At 69.8% G+C, this 13253-nt stretch carries 15 protein-coding genes and 1 pseudogene; 13 read left to right on the plus strand and 3 right to left on the minus strand.

Features of this window, described 5'->3' with window-relative positions; all coding sequences use genetic code 11:
• The first annotated feature begins 38 nt into the window (after positions 1–38).
• Positions 39–872 carry an SDR family oxidoreductase gene (locus ABT009_RS04235; protein ID WP_351289327.1) on the plus strand — a complete coding sequence of 278 codons (834 nt, stop codon included), beginning with the start codon at positions 39–41 and terminating at the stop codon, positions 870–872.
• 139 nt (positions 873–1011) lie between these two features.
• On the opposite strand, the gene ABT009_RS04240 is transcribed toward ABT009_RS04235, so the two are convergent.
• The 3 genes and pseudogenes from ABT009_RS04240 to ABT009_RS04250 form a co-directional block, all read right to left on the minus strand.
• Positions 1012–1416, minus strand: coding sequence for a ChaB family protein (locus ABT009_RS04240; protein WP_351289329.1), 405 nt, complete (start codon positions 1414–1416; stop codon positions 1012–1014).
• Positions 1417–1541: 125 nt separating this feature from the next.
• The gene (locus tag ABT009_RS04245; protein WP_351289331.1) at positions 1542–2270 is read right to left on the minus strand and encodes a YqjF family protein; all 729 of its coding nucleotides are present in this window, start codon (positions 2268–2270) and stop codon (positions 1542–1544) included.
• Positions 2271–2349: 79 nt separating this feature from the next.
• A pseudogene (locus tag ABT009_RS04250) lies at positions 2350–2667 on the minus strand (SDR family oxidoreductase); the annotation flags it as partial.
• 55 nt (positions 2668–2722) lie between these two features.
• Between ABT009_RS04250 and ABT009_RS04255 the strand changes: the two are divergent.
• The 12 genes from ABT009_RS04255 (at position 2723) to ABT009_RS04310 (ending at position 13239) form a co-directional block, all read left to right on the plus strand.
• A complete protein-coding gene (locus ABT009_RS04255; protein ID WP_351289333.1) occupies positions 2723–3100 on the plus strand; it encodes a VOC family protein in 378 nt (125 codons plus the stop codon).
• Between the two features lie 280 nt (positions 3101–3380).
• Complete coding sequence (locus tag ABT009_RS04260) at positions 3381–4097, plus strand: SDR family oxidoreductase (RefSeq protein WP_351289335.1); 717 nt, start codon at positions 3381–3383, stop codon at positions 4095–4097.
• A 58-nt stretch (positions 4098–4155) separates the two neighbouring features.
• Positions 4156–4818, plus strand: a complete 663-nt coding sequence (locus ABT009_RS04265; protein ID WP_351289337.1) for an HAD family hydrolase — start codon at positions 4156–4158, stop codon at positions 4816–4818.
• 57 nt (positions 4819–4875) lie between these two features.
• A complete protein-coding gene (locus tag ABT009_RS04270) occupies positions 4876–5151 on the plus strand; it encodes a hypothetical protein (RefSeq protein WP_351289339.1) in 276 nt (91 codons plus the stop codon).
• 223 nt (positions 5152–5374) lie between these two features.
• Complete coding sequence (locus tag ABT009_RS04275; RefSeq protein WP_351289542.1) at positions 5375–6208, plus strand: class I SAM-dependent methyltransferase; 834 nt, start codon at positions 5375–5377, stop codon at positions 6206–6208.
• Positions 6209–6661: 453 nt separating this feature from the next.
• Positions 6662–7078 carry a YrdB family protein gene (locus ABT009_RS04280; RefSeq protein ID WP_351289341.1) on the plus strand — a complete coding sequence of 139 codons (417 nt, stop codon included), beginning with the start codon at positions 6662–6664 and terminating at the stop codon, positions 7076–7078.
• A 37-nt stretch (positions 7079–7115) separates the two neighbouring features.
• Positions 7116–8336 carry a PQQ-like beta-propeller repeat protein gene (locus ABT009_RS04285; RefSeq protein ID WP_502989810.1) on the plus strand — a complete coding sequence of 407 codons (1221 nt, stop codon included), beginning with the start codon at positions 7116–7118 and terminating at the stop codon, positions 8334–8336.
• 141 nt (positions 8337–8477) lie between these two features.
• Positions 8478–9563, plus strand: a complete 1086-nt coding sequence (locus ABT009_RS04290; protein WP_351289343.1) for an S-(hydroxymethyl)mycothiol dehydrogenase — start codon at positions 8478–8480, stop codon at positions 9561–9563.
• A complete protein-coding gene (locus ABT009_RS04295; RefSeq protein WP_351289345.1) occupies positions 9563–10195 on the plus strand; it encodes an MBL fold metallo-hydrolase in 633 nt (210 codons plus the stop codon). The genes ABT009_RS04290 and ABT009_RS04295 overlap by 1 nt, the downstream gene beginning before the upstream one ends.
• 218 nt (positions 10196–10413) lie before the next feature.
• Positions 10414–10776 carry a bifunctional 3-phenylpropionate/cinnamic acid dioxygenase ferredoxin subunit gene (locus ABT009_RS04300; protein ID WP_351289347.1) on the plus strand — a complete coding sequence of 121 codons (363 nt, stop codon included), beginning with the start codon at positions 10414–10416 and terminating at the stop codon, positions 10774–10776.
• A complete protein-coding gene (locus tag ABT009_RS04305; protein WP_351289349.1) occupies positions 10773–11936 on the plus strand; it encodes an NAD(P)/FAD-dependent oxidoreductase in 1164 nt (387 codons plus the stop codon). The genes ABT009_RS04300 and ABT009_RS04305 overlap by 4 nt, the downstream gene beginning before the upstream one ends.
• Positions 11937–12105: 169 nt before the next feature.
• Entirely contained in the window at positions 12106–13239 is a 1134-nt protein-coding gene (locus ABT009_RS04310; RefSeq protein ID WP_351289351.1) for an aromatic ring-hydroxylating oxygenase subunit alpha, read from the plus strand.
• Positions 13240–13253 lie beyond the last annotated feature (14 nt).

Below are 13253 nucleotides of genomic sequence, written 5' to 3' on the forward strand. Positions count from 1 at the left end.
CCCGTGGGTGCGCCGCACCATGCGACGGGAGTGGAAGGATGAGCCCCAGCGACACGAGCCCGCCGGAGGCCACTGGCGAAGCCGTGACCCGGGTCGCGGTGGTCACCGGCGCGGACTCCGGAATCGGCCGCGCCACCGCCGTCCGCCTCGCGGCGCACGGCATGGACATCGGCATCACCTGGCACCGCGACCTGGCAGGCGCGGAACGAACGGCCACCGAGGTACGCGAACTCGGCCGCCGCGCCGAACTCGAACAGATGGACCTCACCCAGCTACCCGATGCGGCCGAGGCCGTCGACCGTCTCGCCGACCGACTCGGCCGCATCGACGTGCTGGTCAACAACGCGGGCACCGGCACCATGACCCCGTTCCTGGACCTCGACCACGCCACCGTGCAGCAGGTCATCGACGTCGACCTCGTCGGCCCCTTCCTGTGCGCGCAGCGAGCGGCCCGCCGCATGATCCGTCAGGGGAGCGGCGGCGCCGTCGTCAACGTGACCAGCGTCCACGAGCATCAGCCGCGCGTCGGCGCCGCGCCGTACTGCGCAGCGAAGGGCGGGCTCGGACTGCTCACCCAGGTCATGGCGCTGGAACTGGCCGAACACGGCATCCGCGCCAACGCCGTGGCACCTGGTGAGATCGCCACGCCGATGACGGGTCAGGAGGACACGGACGTCCGGACGGAGCGGCGGCCGGGCGTACCTCTCGGACGGCCCGGCGACGCCCGCGAGGTCGCCGCCGTGATCGCCTTCCTGGCGAGCGATGCTGCGAGCTATGTCACCGGCGCGTCCTGGGTCGTGGACGGCGGCATGCTCCGCATGGGCCCGCAGGCCGGGTCCCACCTGGAGAACGACTCCTGGCGCCGGCCCTGACGGCGTCTGCGGCCCGGTTCGTCGGCTCGGTTCGTGGTTCGGTTGGCAGGTTCCTCGCTGGTGGTTGGAGCGTGGCCCGGGCCGCCGGCCCAGCAGCCCGGGCCACGGGCCTTCACCGGTGTCAGCGCGGTCAGTTGTGTCAGCGCTCGCGCGCCTTGCGTGTCCGCGAGCGGTTCTCCTTGCGAATGGCGTCCAGCAGCTCTTCCCTGCTCATACGGGACCGGCCCTCGATGTCCAGCTTGCCGGCCACCTCGTACAGCCGCTGCTTCGACGCCTGTTCGTCGACACCCTCACCGCTGCGGGCCTTCTGCCCGCTGGGCGTTGCGGCACGGGGATCGGACGGGCCCTTGCGGCCCTTCTCCTTCCGCTCCCAGTGATCGTCGACGTTCTCGTACTTGTGCTTCAGCGCGCTGAAAGCCACGCGGTGGGACCGCTCGCCTTCCCCGTACGTCTCCACGGCGGAATCGTGCGCCTTGATCCAGGTGCGCTGCGCGTCCTCGGGCGAGCGCCGCAGCGTCGAAGGGAGCTCTTCACGGCCTGGCACGGGGATCACCTACCTTCTCCGAACGGGGTCCGGGTTCCCTGCCGGTCTGCTGCCGAATCGGAGCGTCCGTCGCCGCCTCGGGGGCCCTGGGACGAGGTCGGGTACCACTTTCCGGGCATCCGGTGTCACGTACTGGACATGAGGTCCTGCAACCAGGCCGGGCGCGCCGGCCCCAGGCGGACGTTTCCCACGGCCCGGGAATAGTGGACGAGCGGCTCACCGCCGGGCGGCGGCAGGCCCGCTGCGGTGATCAGGTTCTCGGTCAGGTCCTCCAGAGTGGCGCTGCTCAGCGCCCACGGGTCGTGCCGGATCGGAATCTCGAAGACCGTCCCCAGTCGCCAGGTGTAGGCGCGCCAGCGCCCGCAGAGCCAGATGTCGAGCTCCGACGGGCTGATCCGCGGACCGGGGCGGACGACCAGGCGGTAGAAGGGGCTGCCGCCCCGCCGGGTGCCCACGTAGGACATGGTGTCATCCGCCGTGGTCACACTGAGGTCGGCGAAGTGGTACGGCGCGCCGACCAGGCGGGCGGCCAGCATCACGGGGTTGGCGACCTCGCTGGACAGGAACCACACCCCGTCCCGCCCGCCCAGCCACCGCACATAGGTGCGCAGGTTGGTCGCAGGGAAAGCGGCCAGGGCCGGTGCCAGAGGGACGTACGCCGGCCGTACCCCCGCCATGAGGAACGGCGTGAGACTGACCCAGGCCGCGCCGTCCCACTCGTCCACGACGAGGCCGTCGGGCAGCAGCCTCTGAACTTCGTCCGGCGGGAAACGCCAGTGAACGAACGTCTGTCTGAGCAGTGCGGCTCGCAGGACGGGGAGACGGATGCGGTGATCCGGCGCCGTGGATACCACGGCGCACGAGTGCCCTGCCCCGTCGGCGGCGAACCTCGTACGGCAGTGCGAGGCGGGCGCCGGACTACGGCAGGCCGCACTACGGCAGCGGGACAATGCCCGTGGCGTTGAGGATCTCGGCCGTGATGTAGCTCGCCTCATCGGACGCGAGGAAGACATAGGCGGGCGCCATCTCCGCGGGCTGCGCCGGGCGCTGGAGCGGGGACTGCTTCCCGAACTCGCTGGTGTCGGGCAGCGTCGCGGGGATGAGCGGCGTCCATACCGGGCCGGGCGCCACGGCGTTGACGCGGATGCCCCGGGGAGCCAGCTGGGCGGCGAGGCCCTGGGTGAACGTGACGATGGCGCCCTTGGTGGTGGCGTAGTCGAGCAGATGCGGCTTCGGCTTGTACGCCTGCACGTGCTGTTGATGATGCTTTCGTTCGCCAGAATCGGTTCATGCTGAGAATCGGTTCATGCTGAGAATCGGATCCGTGGTGCTGGGCGTCTCGGATGTGCCGCGCGCGGCCGCGTTCTGGATGGAGGCTCTGGGGTACGTCCCGCGCGATGAGATGGAGGACGACTGGGTGGTGCTGGTGCCGGCGGAGGGGCCCGGCCCTCAGCTGTCGCTCGGCTTCAGCGAGACGCCGGTACAGGAACATCCGCGCGTCCATCTGGACCTGTACGCCGGGGACGCGGCCGACCAGAGCGCCGAGGTCGAGCGGCTGCTGTCGCTGGGCGCGCGGCGTGTGGACTGGGACCTCTATCCGGACGACCCCGATTTCGTCGTACTCGCCGACCCCGACGGCAATCGCTTCTGCGTCATCGACACCAGTCGCGGAGCCGATGGATGAGCGGCGGGTGTGCGCGCGGATCGCCGCGTGGGCGACGGGCGGGCGTGGGCCACGGGTGGGCCTGGGCGACGGGCGGTCGTGGGCGGCGACCGGCACGTGCGCCGGTCCGTCGGGGAGCCGTGGCCGATCAGGACGGCGTTCGCCGCCGAGCTGCCGCGGATACGCCGTCGTCCGGCGGTATGGCTGAAGTCTCACGCGGACTGTGGCGCGGCGCCGATGTCCTTGGCCCGGGCGTGTGAGACTGCCCAGTCACGGACTGCACCCCCGCGCGGAGGGTCTGATGTCGAAACCACTCGTCGTGGTGACCGGTGCCAGCCACGGTATCGGCCGGGCCGTGGCGGCGGCCTTCGCGGCGGAGCAGCATCCCCTGCTGCTGGTGTCGCGGCATCCCACGCCACTCGACGGGCCGCACTCCGATCAGATCATGCCTGCGGCGGTCGACGTCGCCGACTACGCCGCGCTCGAAGCGGCGGTCCAGGCGGCGGAAGCCCGCTACGGGCCGACCGAATGCATCGTCAACTGCGCGGGATTCCTGAGGATCGGCCCGCTGGAGACCCGGGCCCCGGCGGATGTGTCCTACGAGGTCGACGTGCTCCTCAAGGGCGTACTCAACGGCATCCGCGTGGTTCTCGGCACCATGAAGGCGCGCAAGAGCGGCACGATCATCAATGTGAGCTCGATCGGCGACCGAGTGCCCGGCCCGGACGGCGAGGTCTACCACGCCTGCAAAGCGGCGCTGCGCTCACTCGCGGGCTCGCTGCAGAAGAGCCAGGCCGCGAACAACATCCGGGTCATCAATGTCGCGCCGGGATTCGTCAGGACCGACATCCACGCCGAGATGGGCATCAGCTTCGAGGAGTACTGCGAGCGGCTCGGCAACCCCGACTTCATCGGCGCGGACCAGCTCGCCGACATCATCCTGTTCTGCTGGAAGCAACCGCAGCGTGTCTGCGTACGAGACGTCGTGGTGATGCCGACGACCTCGGATTTCGGCTGACCGAAAGCACGTACACGCCCTGGTGCGGCGTTTCGCATGGCGGTGGCATTCTTGGGCGGTGTCCTCTTCCGATCATGTAGGCGCTGTGTTCTTCGACGTCGACGGCACCCTTGTGCCACGCACGAGTTCGGCGGTCTTCCTGGCCGATTTCCTTGGCCATCGGGACGAGTTGGCCAAGGCAGAGGACGGCTATGCCGCCGGCGCCCTGGACAATCGGCAAGTCTCCGAACTGGATGCGGCGGGCTGGGCGGGTGTGCGCCAAGAGCTGGTCGCTGACTGGCTCGGCGGGCTTCCCCTGGTCTCGGGCATCACGGAGGCCGTCGACTGGTGCCGGCAGAACGGGCTGGTGCCTGTGCTGGCAACCCTGGCCTGGGAAACGGTCGGCAGTTGCCTGTCGAACCGCTTCGGCTTCCACGCCTTCAGCGGCCCTCGGCTGGAGACAGCCGACGGCCGGTTCACAGGTCGCGTCGCCCGGCACTTCGACGAGTACGACAAGCGAGACTTCGCCCTCGCGCAAGTGCGAGACCTCGGGCTGGCACCCCATGCATGCGCGGCCGTCGGAGACAGCAGGTCCGACTTGCCGCTGTTCGCGTCCGTGGGGTTGAGCGTGGCGTTCAACGCCTCGGCAGGAGCACGGGCAGCAGCGACGGTCACGGTGGACGGCGACGACCTGCGGAGCGTGCTTCCCGTTCTCAGCCGACTGGTCACAGCCAGTCGTTGACAGCCGCAGTAAGTTGAGCGGGTTCGTCTCGAGCGGAGACCGTGGATCAGGCTGTGGGTGACGTTGCCGCCGGAGCCTGGAGAACTGGTTCTGTGCGTGAAGACCGGTTCGGTCAACGTCCCTGGGACTCCCTTCGCGTTGATCGGCGGTCTGCTCGTCCTCACCAACCAGCGCCTGTACCAAGGGCCGTTGGACACGCGCCTCGCAGGCCGGTTGCTCAGTGTGATGGCCAACGTGGCCGGGCCGACAGGATCCGATACGGCAATCGACCTGATAGTCGACTGGTCGAACAAGGCGCGGGCCGTGGCGCTTCAGAACATCGCTTTCCGTTGACTCGGTCGGCAGATCGTCACTCCGTGTCACCACTGAGGACGGCAAGCGCCGCAATTTCGGGGTGGCCGCGAGCTGGCGGACGCCAGTGTGGTCGCGCAACAACGGCCCGCATCGCGATGAGATGCTGGCAGCGATTCAGCAGGCGATCGGCAGGGCTTGAGCAACGCTGGGCGGTGCCGCACCGCCACCGCGGATGCGCGCCGTACGAAGGTGGTGGGTGGATGTGGTTGTCGGCTGGGAGTGGGACGACACGTTGTTCTCGGGCGCGGCCGCCTATTACCAGCGCGGGAGGCTGCCTTACGCCCCCGGGCTGGCGGACGAGCTCGCCGAGGTGCTGAAGCTCGACGGGCGAGGGCGCCTCGTCGACGTGGGGTGTGGACCGGGCACCGTTGCCCTGAGTCTTGCGCATCTGTTCAGCGAGATCGTCGGCGTGGACCCGGACAGCGGGATGATCGCCGAAGCCAGGCGCGGGGCCGCCGAGGCAGGAGTCACCGGGAAGTCCCAGTGGGTGCAGGCACGGGCCGAGGACCTGCCCGCAGATCTCGGCACGTTCACCGTCGCGACCTTCGGCCAGTCCTTCCACTGGATGGACCGCGACCTGGTGGCGGCAACCGTCATGGACATGCTCCGGCCCGGCGGGGCGCTGGTGCACATCGCGGACCTGAAGACGGAGGTCCGGAACGTCGACTGTCTTCCGTATCCGGCGGTGCCCTATGGGGCAGTGGAGGAGCTGGTCAGGCAGTACCTGGGACCGGTCCGACGAGCCGGGCAGGGGGTGCTGCGGCACGGAACGCCCGGAAATGAGGCGGCGGTGTTCACCCGGGCGGGATTCTCCGGTCCCCAGCGCCATATCGTGCCCGGCGGGCAGGCGCTGGAACGCACGTGTGACGACGTCGTCGCGGGGGTGTTCTCGATGTCGTTCTCGGCTCCGCACCTCTTCGCGGCGCGCCGCGACGACTTCCAAGCAGACCTGTATCGCCTGCTGCGGGAGGCCTCCCGGTCGGGCCGGTTCTCCGAACGCCTGCCGAGCACCGAGGTCCTCGTCTGTTGGAAATGACCCGGGTATGCGCAGCCGCCGGAAGCCGACGAGCTGCCGTTCTCGCCTGGGTCGACCCCCGGCCGGACGTAGAGCATATTTGAGATGAACGGTGCGTCTGCGGCGTGACTGCGCCCGGCCCCGGCGCCGGGCAGCCCCGCCGCGCCCGCATGCTGCTCGTCGACGACAACGCCGACATGCGCAAAGTGACCGGCGCCACCGACGCGGCGAGCAGGGCCGTGTCGTCATCGACGCGTCCGGGTACGTCGAGCAGTTGCAGGGCTCGGTCGATGATGTGCTTCGGCTCCGACAGTGCGGACGGAGGGAGCGTGGCGCAGGCGCGGCGCAGTGCGGCCAGCCCGCTGCCCAGGGGCAGCCCGCGGTTCCCTGCGGTATCGGGGGCGGGCAGCCGTCGCAGGACGTTTCGTGCCATGCTGCGGTCCGGGTCGAACAGCCGAGCGGGGGGAGGGCTCGATGGCGCGCGATTCCGGCACCGCCGTGGTCGAGTGGGGTGGGCGGCCCTGGTTCACCGCCAACGAGGTGCTGGCGTTCCTGCTCGAATTGACCGCGCTGGCGCTGCTGGGCTGGTGGGGCTTCGCCACCGGCGGCAACGTACTCGGCCGGATTGCGCTCGGCCTCGGCACCCCGCTCCTCGCCGTCGTGCTGTGGGCGCTGTTCGCCGCTCCGAAGGCGAGGCTGCGGCCACCGCTCGCGGTGGTGCTGCTGGTCAAAGCGGTGGTTCTGGGCGGGGGCGCGGCCGGCCTGTACGGGGTGGGCCACCCTGTCGCGGCCGTGGTCCTGGCTGCGGTGATGGTCGCGAACACAGCGGTGGCCGAGATCTCGCGCCGCAGGCCGCCCCAGGTCGGCCAGGAGTTCGACGGCAGGGCTTAAGCTCCGTGCGCCGACCATCTCGCCCGAAGGAGCCCAAGTGGTAGACGACAGACCACCATTGACGATCACGGCGTCCGCCGGGAAGGGCCTGTGGACGCTGAGCGCGCCGACCGGAACGCTGGGGCAGCCGGTCGTCGTCGGCGGCACTGTCTACGTACCTGTGTCGGGCGACCGGATCGCGGCCGTCGACGCGCACGAGGGCCGGATCCGCTGGTGCAGCGAGGCGCTCACCAAGCCGGCGCCCGAACGGCTGGTGTGCGCGGGCGGTGCAGTCGTGGTGCCCGTGCTGCGGGACCGCGACCCCGGCGGATTCACCGCTCTGGACGCGGCGACCGGGAAGGTGCTGTGGACGCGCCGCAAGAGCGAGCTGGACCGGATGGCGGCCGCCGGTTCGACCGTGGTGCTGTGGAACGACACCAGGGAGGAACGGGGAGAGATCGCCGGTGTCGACGCGCTGACCGGGGAGACCCTGTGGGAGGACGGGTTCAAGCGGATATGGGGCGTGCTCGTGCGCGGGGAGCGGGTGATCCTGGACGCCGGGGGCTTCCGCGCCCTGGACGCTCGCACCGGTGAAGAGGTCTGGGACGAGGGGTACGGCGACCTCCTGGGTCAGGACGGGACGACGGGTGATGCGGCCCTCTTCCACAGTTGGAGCGGCGGTGGCCTTGCCACACTGTCCGTGCGTGCGTACGACACCGGGAAGGCACTGTCCACGACCCGTTTCCCCCAGCGGGCGCTGAAGCATTTCTCCAGGCCGCCCGCCCTCGTCGACGGTGGCCGTGTCCTGTTCTCCGAGACCTTCGGCCGCCGCGTCCGGGTTTTCGCCTGTGCGGGTGTGGACCGGGCCGAGTCGCTGGGACGTCCTCGGCTGAGCCGGTTGCGCTTCACCTCGTTCTCCGATCCTGCGGTGTGCGTCGGCGACTGGGTGTACGCCCTCACCTGGCGCCATCGGCTCCACGCGGCCGAGATCGGCGGGCGGCGACGCCTGCGGCGGCTGTCCGTGGTCGCCCCCGACGGCCGGGTCGTGCGGGAGCCGAACGAGATCGCGGCCGGGCCGGAGCATCTGTTCGTCAGCGACCGGGACTCGGTGGCGGCGATCCGCGACGGCCGGGTGCTGTGGGTGGCGGCCACGGACGTATGGGGCAACCCGCCGGTCCCGCTGGGCGCCGACCGTGTGCTGTTCCGGTCCGCGAACCGGAAAGCGAGGCGGGACCGGCTGCACTGCGCGGAGGCGGAAACCGGCCGCCGGCTTTCCTGAGCAGCGTGCCCACCGATCCTTGACCGCTGATCGGACCTCCACGATGCTGGGCACTGTTGCGGAACGTGAGATCAGTACCGTAATGAGCAACATCAGCCCACGTTTCGTACCACCAGGTTTCGTACCAGTCGAGGAGTGGCCATGGCTCACCAGGTCCGTGCAGTCGTCGCGCGAGGGAAGGGCGCCCCCGTCAGCCTGGAAACGATCAACGTGCCCGACCCCGGTCCGGGCGAGGCGCTGGTGAAGGTCGAGGCCTGTGGGGTCTGCCACACCGATCTGCACTACCGGGAGGGCGGCATCAACGACGACTTCCCGTTCCTGCTGGGCCACGAGGCCGCGGGCGTCGTGGAGTCGGTGGGGGAGGGCGTCACCGACGTCGCCCCGGGCGACTTCGTGATCCTGAATTGGCGTGCCGTGTGCGGGCAGTGCAGGGCCTGTCTGCGCGGACGGCCGTGGTACTGCTTCAACACCCACAACGCGAAGCAGAAGATGACCCTGGCCGACGGCACGGAGCTGTCCCCGGCGCTGGGCATCGGTGCGTTCGCGGAGAAGACGCTGGTGGCGGCGGGACAGTGTACGAAGGTCGACCGGGCCGCGTCCCCGGCGGCCGCCGGTCTCCTCGGCTGCGGCGTGATGGCCGGCATCGGTGCCGCCATCAACACCGGCAACGTGGGGCGCGGCGACAGCGTGGCGGTCATCGGCTGCGGAGGTGTCGGGGACGCGGCGATCGCCGGCGCCCGGCTCGCCGGAGCGGCGAAGATCATCGCCGTCGACGTCGACGACCGGAAGCTCGAGACCGCGAAGAAGATCGGCGCGACGCACACCGTCAACTCCAGGCAGACCGACGCGGTCGAGGCGATCCAGAACCTGACCGGCGGCTTCGGCGCCGACGTCGTCATCGAGGCGGTCGGCCGTCCCGAGACGTACAAGCAGGCCTTCTACGCCCGCGACCTCGCGGGCACGGTCGTCCTCGTCGGCGTACCGACCCCGGAGATGAAGCTCGAACTGCCGCTGCTTGACGTCTTCGGCCGCGGCGGTGCGCTGAAGTCGAGCTGGTACGGCGACTGCCTGCCCTCCCGGGACTTCCCCATGCTCATCGATCTCTATCTGCAGGGCCGCCTGGACCTGGACGCGTTCGTCACCGAGACCATCGCCCTGGACGAGGTCGAGAAGGCCTTCGAGCGGATGCACGGCGGCGATGTGCTGCGCTCGGTGGTGGTCTTCTGATGGCCGGCGCCCGCATCGAACACCTTGTCACCTCGGGCACGTTCTCGCTTGACGGCGGCACGTGGGACGTCGACAACAATGTCTGGATCATCGGCGACGACAGCGAGGCGATCGTCATCGACGCCGCCCATGACGCCGACGCCATCGCCGAAGCCGTCGGCGAGCGCACCCTGCGGGCCATCGTGTGCACCCACGCCCACAACGACCACATCGACGCGGCACCCGAACTGGCAGCGCATACGGGCGCGCCCATCCTGCTGCATGCCGACGACATGGTGCTGTGGAAGCAGACCCATCCCGACCGCTCGCCCGATGGCGCGCTGTCCGACGGCCAGGTCGTCACGGTGGCGGGCGTCGATCTCACCGTGCTGCACACTCCGGGCCACGCCCCTGGCGCGGTCTGCCTGTACGCGCCGGAACTGAAAGCGCTGTTCAGCGGTGACACCCTCTTCTCCGGCGGACCGGGGGCGACGGGAAGGTCGTACAGCCACTTCGGCACCATCATCGACTCCATCCGGGACCGGCTGCTGTCCCTGCCGGGGGACACCGTCGTGCACACGGGACACGGGGAGACGACCACCATCGCCGCCGAGGTCCCGCATCTGCAGGAGTGGATCGACCGAGGCTTCTGACCAGACCCGCATCACGGACGGAACGGCGGTCTCGCCAGCGTTCGACGACGCCTGCAATGGCGCTCGACGACGCCCACGGCGAGGCCGCCGTCGGCGTTTTCGCGTGCGCGTCGAGCTGTGCTCGAAGTGCCTCCGGAACTCCTTGACAAGGGTTTGGGGGCACCTCAGACTGTTGTTGCGCTTACCGCAATCCGTTTCGCTATACGCACCGAGGTGTCATGATGATTCCCGCGTGCCGTCTCGCAGATCTGCCGCGAGGCGAGGCCTTCCGGCTCGACATCGACCCGCCGATATCGGTGTTCCACACCGACGACGGCGAGGTCTTCGCGATAGACGACACCTGCACCCACCAGGACGCCTCGCTTGCCGACGGCTGGCTGGAGGGCTGCGAGGTCGAATGCCCGCTGCACGCCTCGAAGTTCGACCTCCGGACCGGCTCAGTCGACGCGCCGCCGGCGAAGCTGCCCGTGCGCACCCACCAGGTCCTGGTCGAGGACGGCATGGTCTATGTCCAGCCGTCCACCGACGCGCCGAACCTGCCGCCCTGCGTCGCCTCCCGCCTCGCCGGAGGAGCCGCGTGAGGACGGTGGCCGTGGTGGGCGCCTCGCTGGCCGGGTTGTCGGCGGTGCGCTCACTGCGGAAACGGGGGTACGACGGCCGGCTCGTCGTCCTCGGCGACGAGCCGCACCGCCCCTACGACAGGCCGCCGCTGTCCAAGGAGTTCCTCGCCGGCGACATGGGCGAAGCGGACCTCGCGCTGGAGACGGACGACGAGGATCTGCAGGCGGAATGGCTGTTCGGGGTCCGGGCCACCGGACTCGACCGCGAGACCCGCTCGGTGAAGCTCGCCGACGGCCGCTCCCTACGGGCCGACGGCATCGTCATCGCGACCGGCGCGGCCGCGCGGGCGCTGCCGGGCACGGACGGTCTCGCCGGAGTGCACACGCTGCGCACACTGGACGACGCCCGCGCCCTGCGCGACGAACTCGCCCTGGGCGGGCGGCTCGTCGTCATCGGCGGCGGGTTCATCGGCGCCGAGGTGGCATCCACCGCCTACGGCATGGGCCTTGACGTGACGGTCGTCGAGGCGGCACCCACACCGCTGGCCGGTCCGCTCGGCGAGACCATGGGCGGCGTCGTCTCCGCGCTCCACGCGGACCACGCCGTACGGCTGTTGTGCGGGGTGGGCGTCAAGGGGCTGAGCGGGGAGACCCGCGTCAACGCGGTCCTGCTCGAGGACGGCCGCACGCTGCCCGCCGACATCGTCGTCGTCGGAGTGGGTGCCCGCCCCTGCGTCGACTGGCTGGAGGGCTCGGGCGTCGTGCTCGAGAACGGCGTGAAGTGCGGCGCGGACGGCCGTACCAGTCTCGCCGGTGTGGTCGCGGTCGGCGACTGCGCCAACTGGTACGACCCGGTCGCGGGAGTCCATCGCCGCGTCGAGCACTGGACCGGCGCCCGCGAGCGCCCCGACGCGGCCGTGGCCACACTGCTCTCCGGGGGCGCGGCGGAACCGGGCGTGCCCAAGCCGCCGTACTTCTGGTCCGACCAGTACGGCGTGAAGATCCAGTTCGCCGGGCACTCCGCCGGGGCCGACAGCGTGACGGTCGAGGAGGGCTCCCCGGACAGCCGGAGCTTCCTGGCCGTCTACCGCCGCGCCGGACATCCCGTCGCGGTGCTCGGAATGAACCAGCCGCGGCTCTTCACCCGCTGGCGCAAGCAGCTCGCAGCCGCCACGTCTTGACACCACCGGTGCGGCATCGGATGCTGCAGTTGCGTATCACACGCAGCGTTGCTCAATACACAACACGCGCACGCGAATGCTGCTCTTCTCTCAGCACCACACCGTCCGGTCTTGCTCTTCACCGGCGCGTTCACGACCGATCCACGACGTTCCCCGCGAGGAGTGCACTGTGACCTCGACCAGCCTGCCGGACAGCCTGATCGCCACTCTCCCCGGCTCCTACTACACAGATCCCGCGATCTTCGCCCAGGAGCAGGAGCGGATCTTCGAGAACATGTGGTTCTGCGTCGTGCGCTCCTCCGAGCTGGCCAAGCCTGGAGCGTTCCGGACCATCGAGGTGGGTCGCGAGAGCATCCTGGTCACCCGCGCCAGGGACAACTCGATCCGCGCCTTCTTCAACGTGTGCCGGCACCGCGGAGCCAAGCTCTGCACGGAGGAGAGCGGCGAGGTCAAGCGGGCCTTCCAGTGCCCGTACCACGCCTGGACGTACGACCTGACGGGCAAGCTCGTCGCGGCGCCCAACCTCACCAAGATGCCCGACGTCGGCCGCACCGAGTACGGCCTGGTGAACGTGGCGACCCGCGAATGGCTCGGCTATGTGTGGGTCTGCCTCGCGGAGAACCCGCCCTCCTTCGAGGAGCAGGTGATCGGAGAGGTCATCACGCGCCTCGGCGACACCGAGTCCATCGAGCGCTACGACATAGACAACCTCGAGGTCGGCAAGCGGATCGTCTACGACGTAAAGGCGAACTGGAAGCTGATCATCGAGAACTTCATGGAGTGCTACCACTGCGCCACGATCCACCCCGAACTCACCGAGGTGCTCCCGGAGTTCGCCGACGGCTACGCCGCCCAGTACTACGTCGGCCACGGAGCCGAGTTCGGCGCGGAGGTCAAGGGCTTCACGGTCGACGGCTCCGAGGGTCTGGACCGCATTCCGGGCGTCTCCGAGGACCAGGACCGCCGCTACTACGCGATCACCGTCAGGCCGCAGGTGTTCATCAACCTCGTCCCCGACCACGTGATCTTCCACCGGATGTACCCGGTCGCCGCCGACCGCACCATCGTCGAGTGCGACTGGCTCTACCTGAAGCACGTCGTGGACAGCGGCAAGGACGTCAGCCGGTCCGTGGAGCTCTTCGACCGCGTCAACCGCCAGGACTTCGACGCCTGCGAGCGCTGCCAGCCCGCGATGAGCTCCCGCCTCTACGCCAAGGGCGGCGTCCTCGTGCCCAGCGAGCACCACATCGGCGCGTTCCACGACTGGATCCACGAGCGCCTCGGCACCCGGCAGCCCGAGTAGCGACGGCCGTGCAG

It is taken from the genome of Streptomyces sp. NPDC002896 (assembly GCF_040295225.1).
Taxonomy (GTDB): Bacteria; Actinomycetota; Actinomycetes; order Streptomycetales; family Streptomycetaceae; genus Streptomyces.

Coding starts and splice junctions, on each gene's coding strand:
- ABT009_RS04235 (WP_351289327.1), top strand. CDS start 39: ATGAGCCCCAGCGACACGAGCCCGCCGGAGGCCACTGGCGAAGCCGTG.
- ABT009_RS04255 (WP_351289333.1), top strand. CDS start 2,723: ATGCTGAGAATCGGATCCGTGGTGCTGGGCGTCTCGGATGTGCCGCGC.
- ABT009_RS04260 (WP_351289335.1), top strand. CDS start 3,381: ATGTCGAAACCACTCGTCGTGGTGACCGGTGCCAGCCACGGTATCGGC.
- ABT009_RS04280 (WP_351289341.1), top strand. CDS start 6,662: ATGGCGCGCGATTCCGGCACCGCCGTGGTCGAGTGGGGTGGGCGGCCC.
- ABT009_RS04290 (WP_351289343.1), top strand. CDS start 8,478: ATGGCTCACCAGGTCCGTGCAGTCGTCGCGCGAGGGAAGGGCGCCCCC.
- ABT009_RS04295 (WP_351289345.1), top strand. CDS start 9,563: ATGGCCGGCGCCCGCATCGAACACCTTGTCACCTCGGGCACGTTCTCG.
- ABT009_RS04300 (WP_351289347.1), top strand. CDS start 10,414: ATGATGATTCCCGCGTGCCGTCTCGCAGATCTGCCGCGAGGCGAGGCC.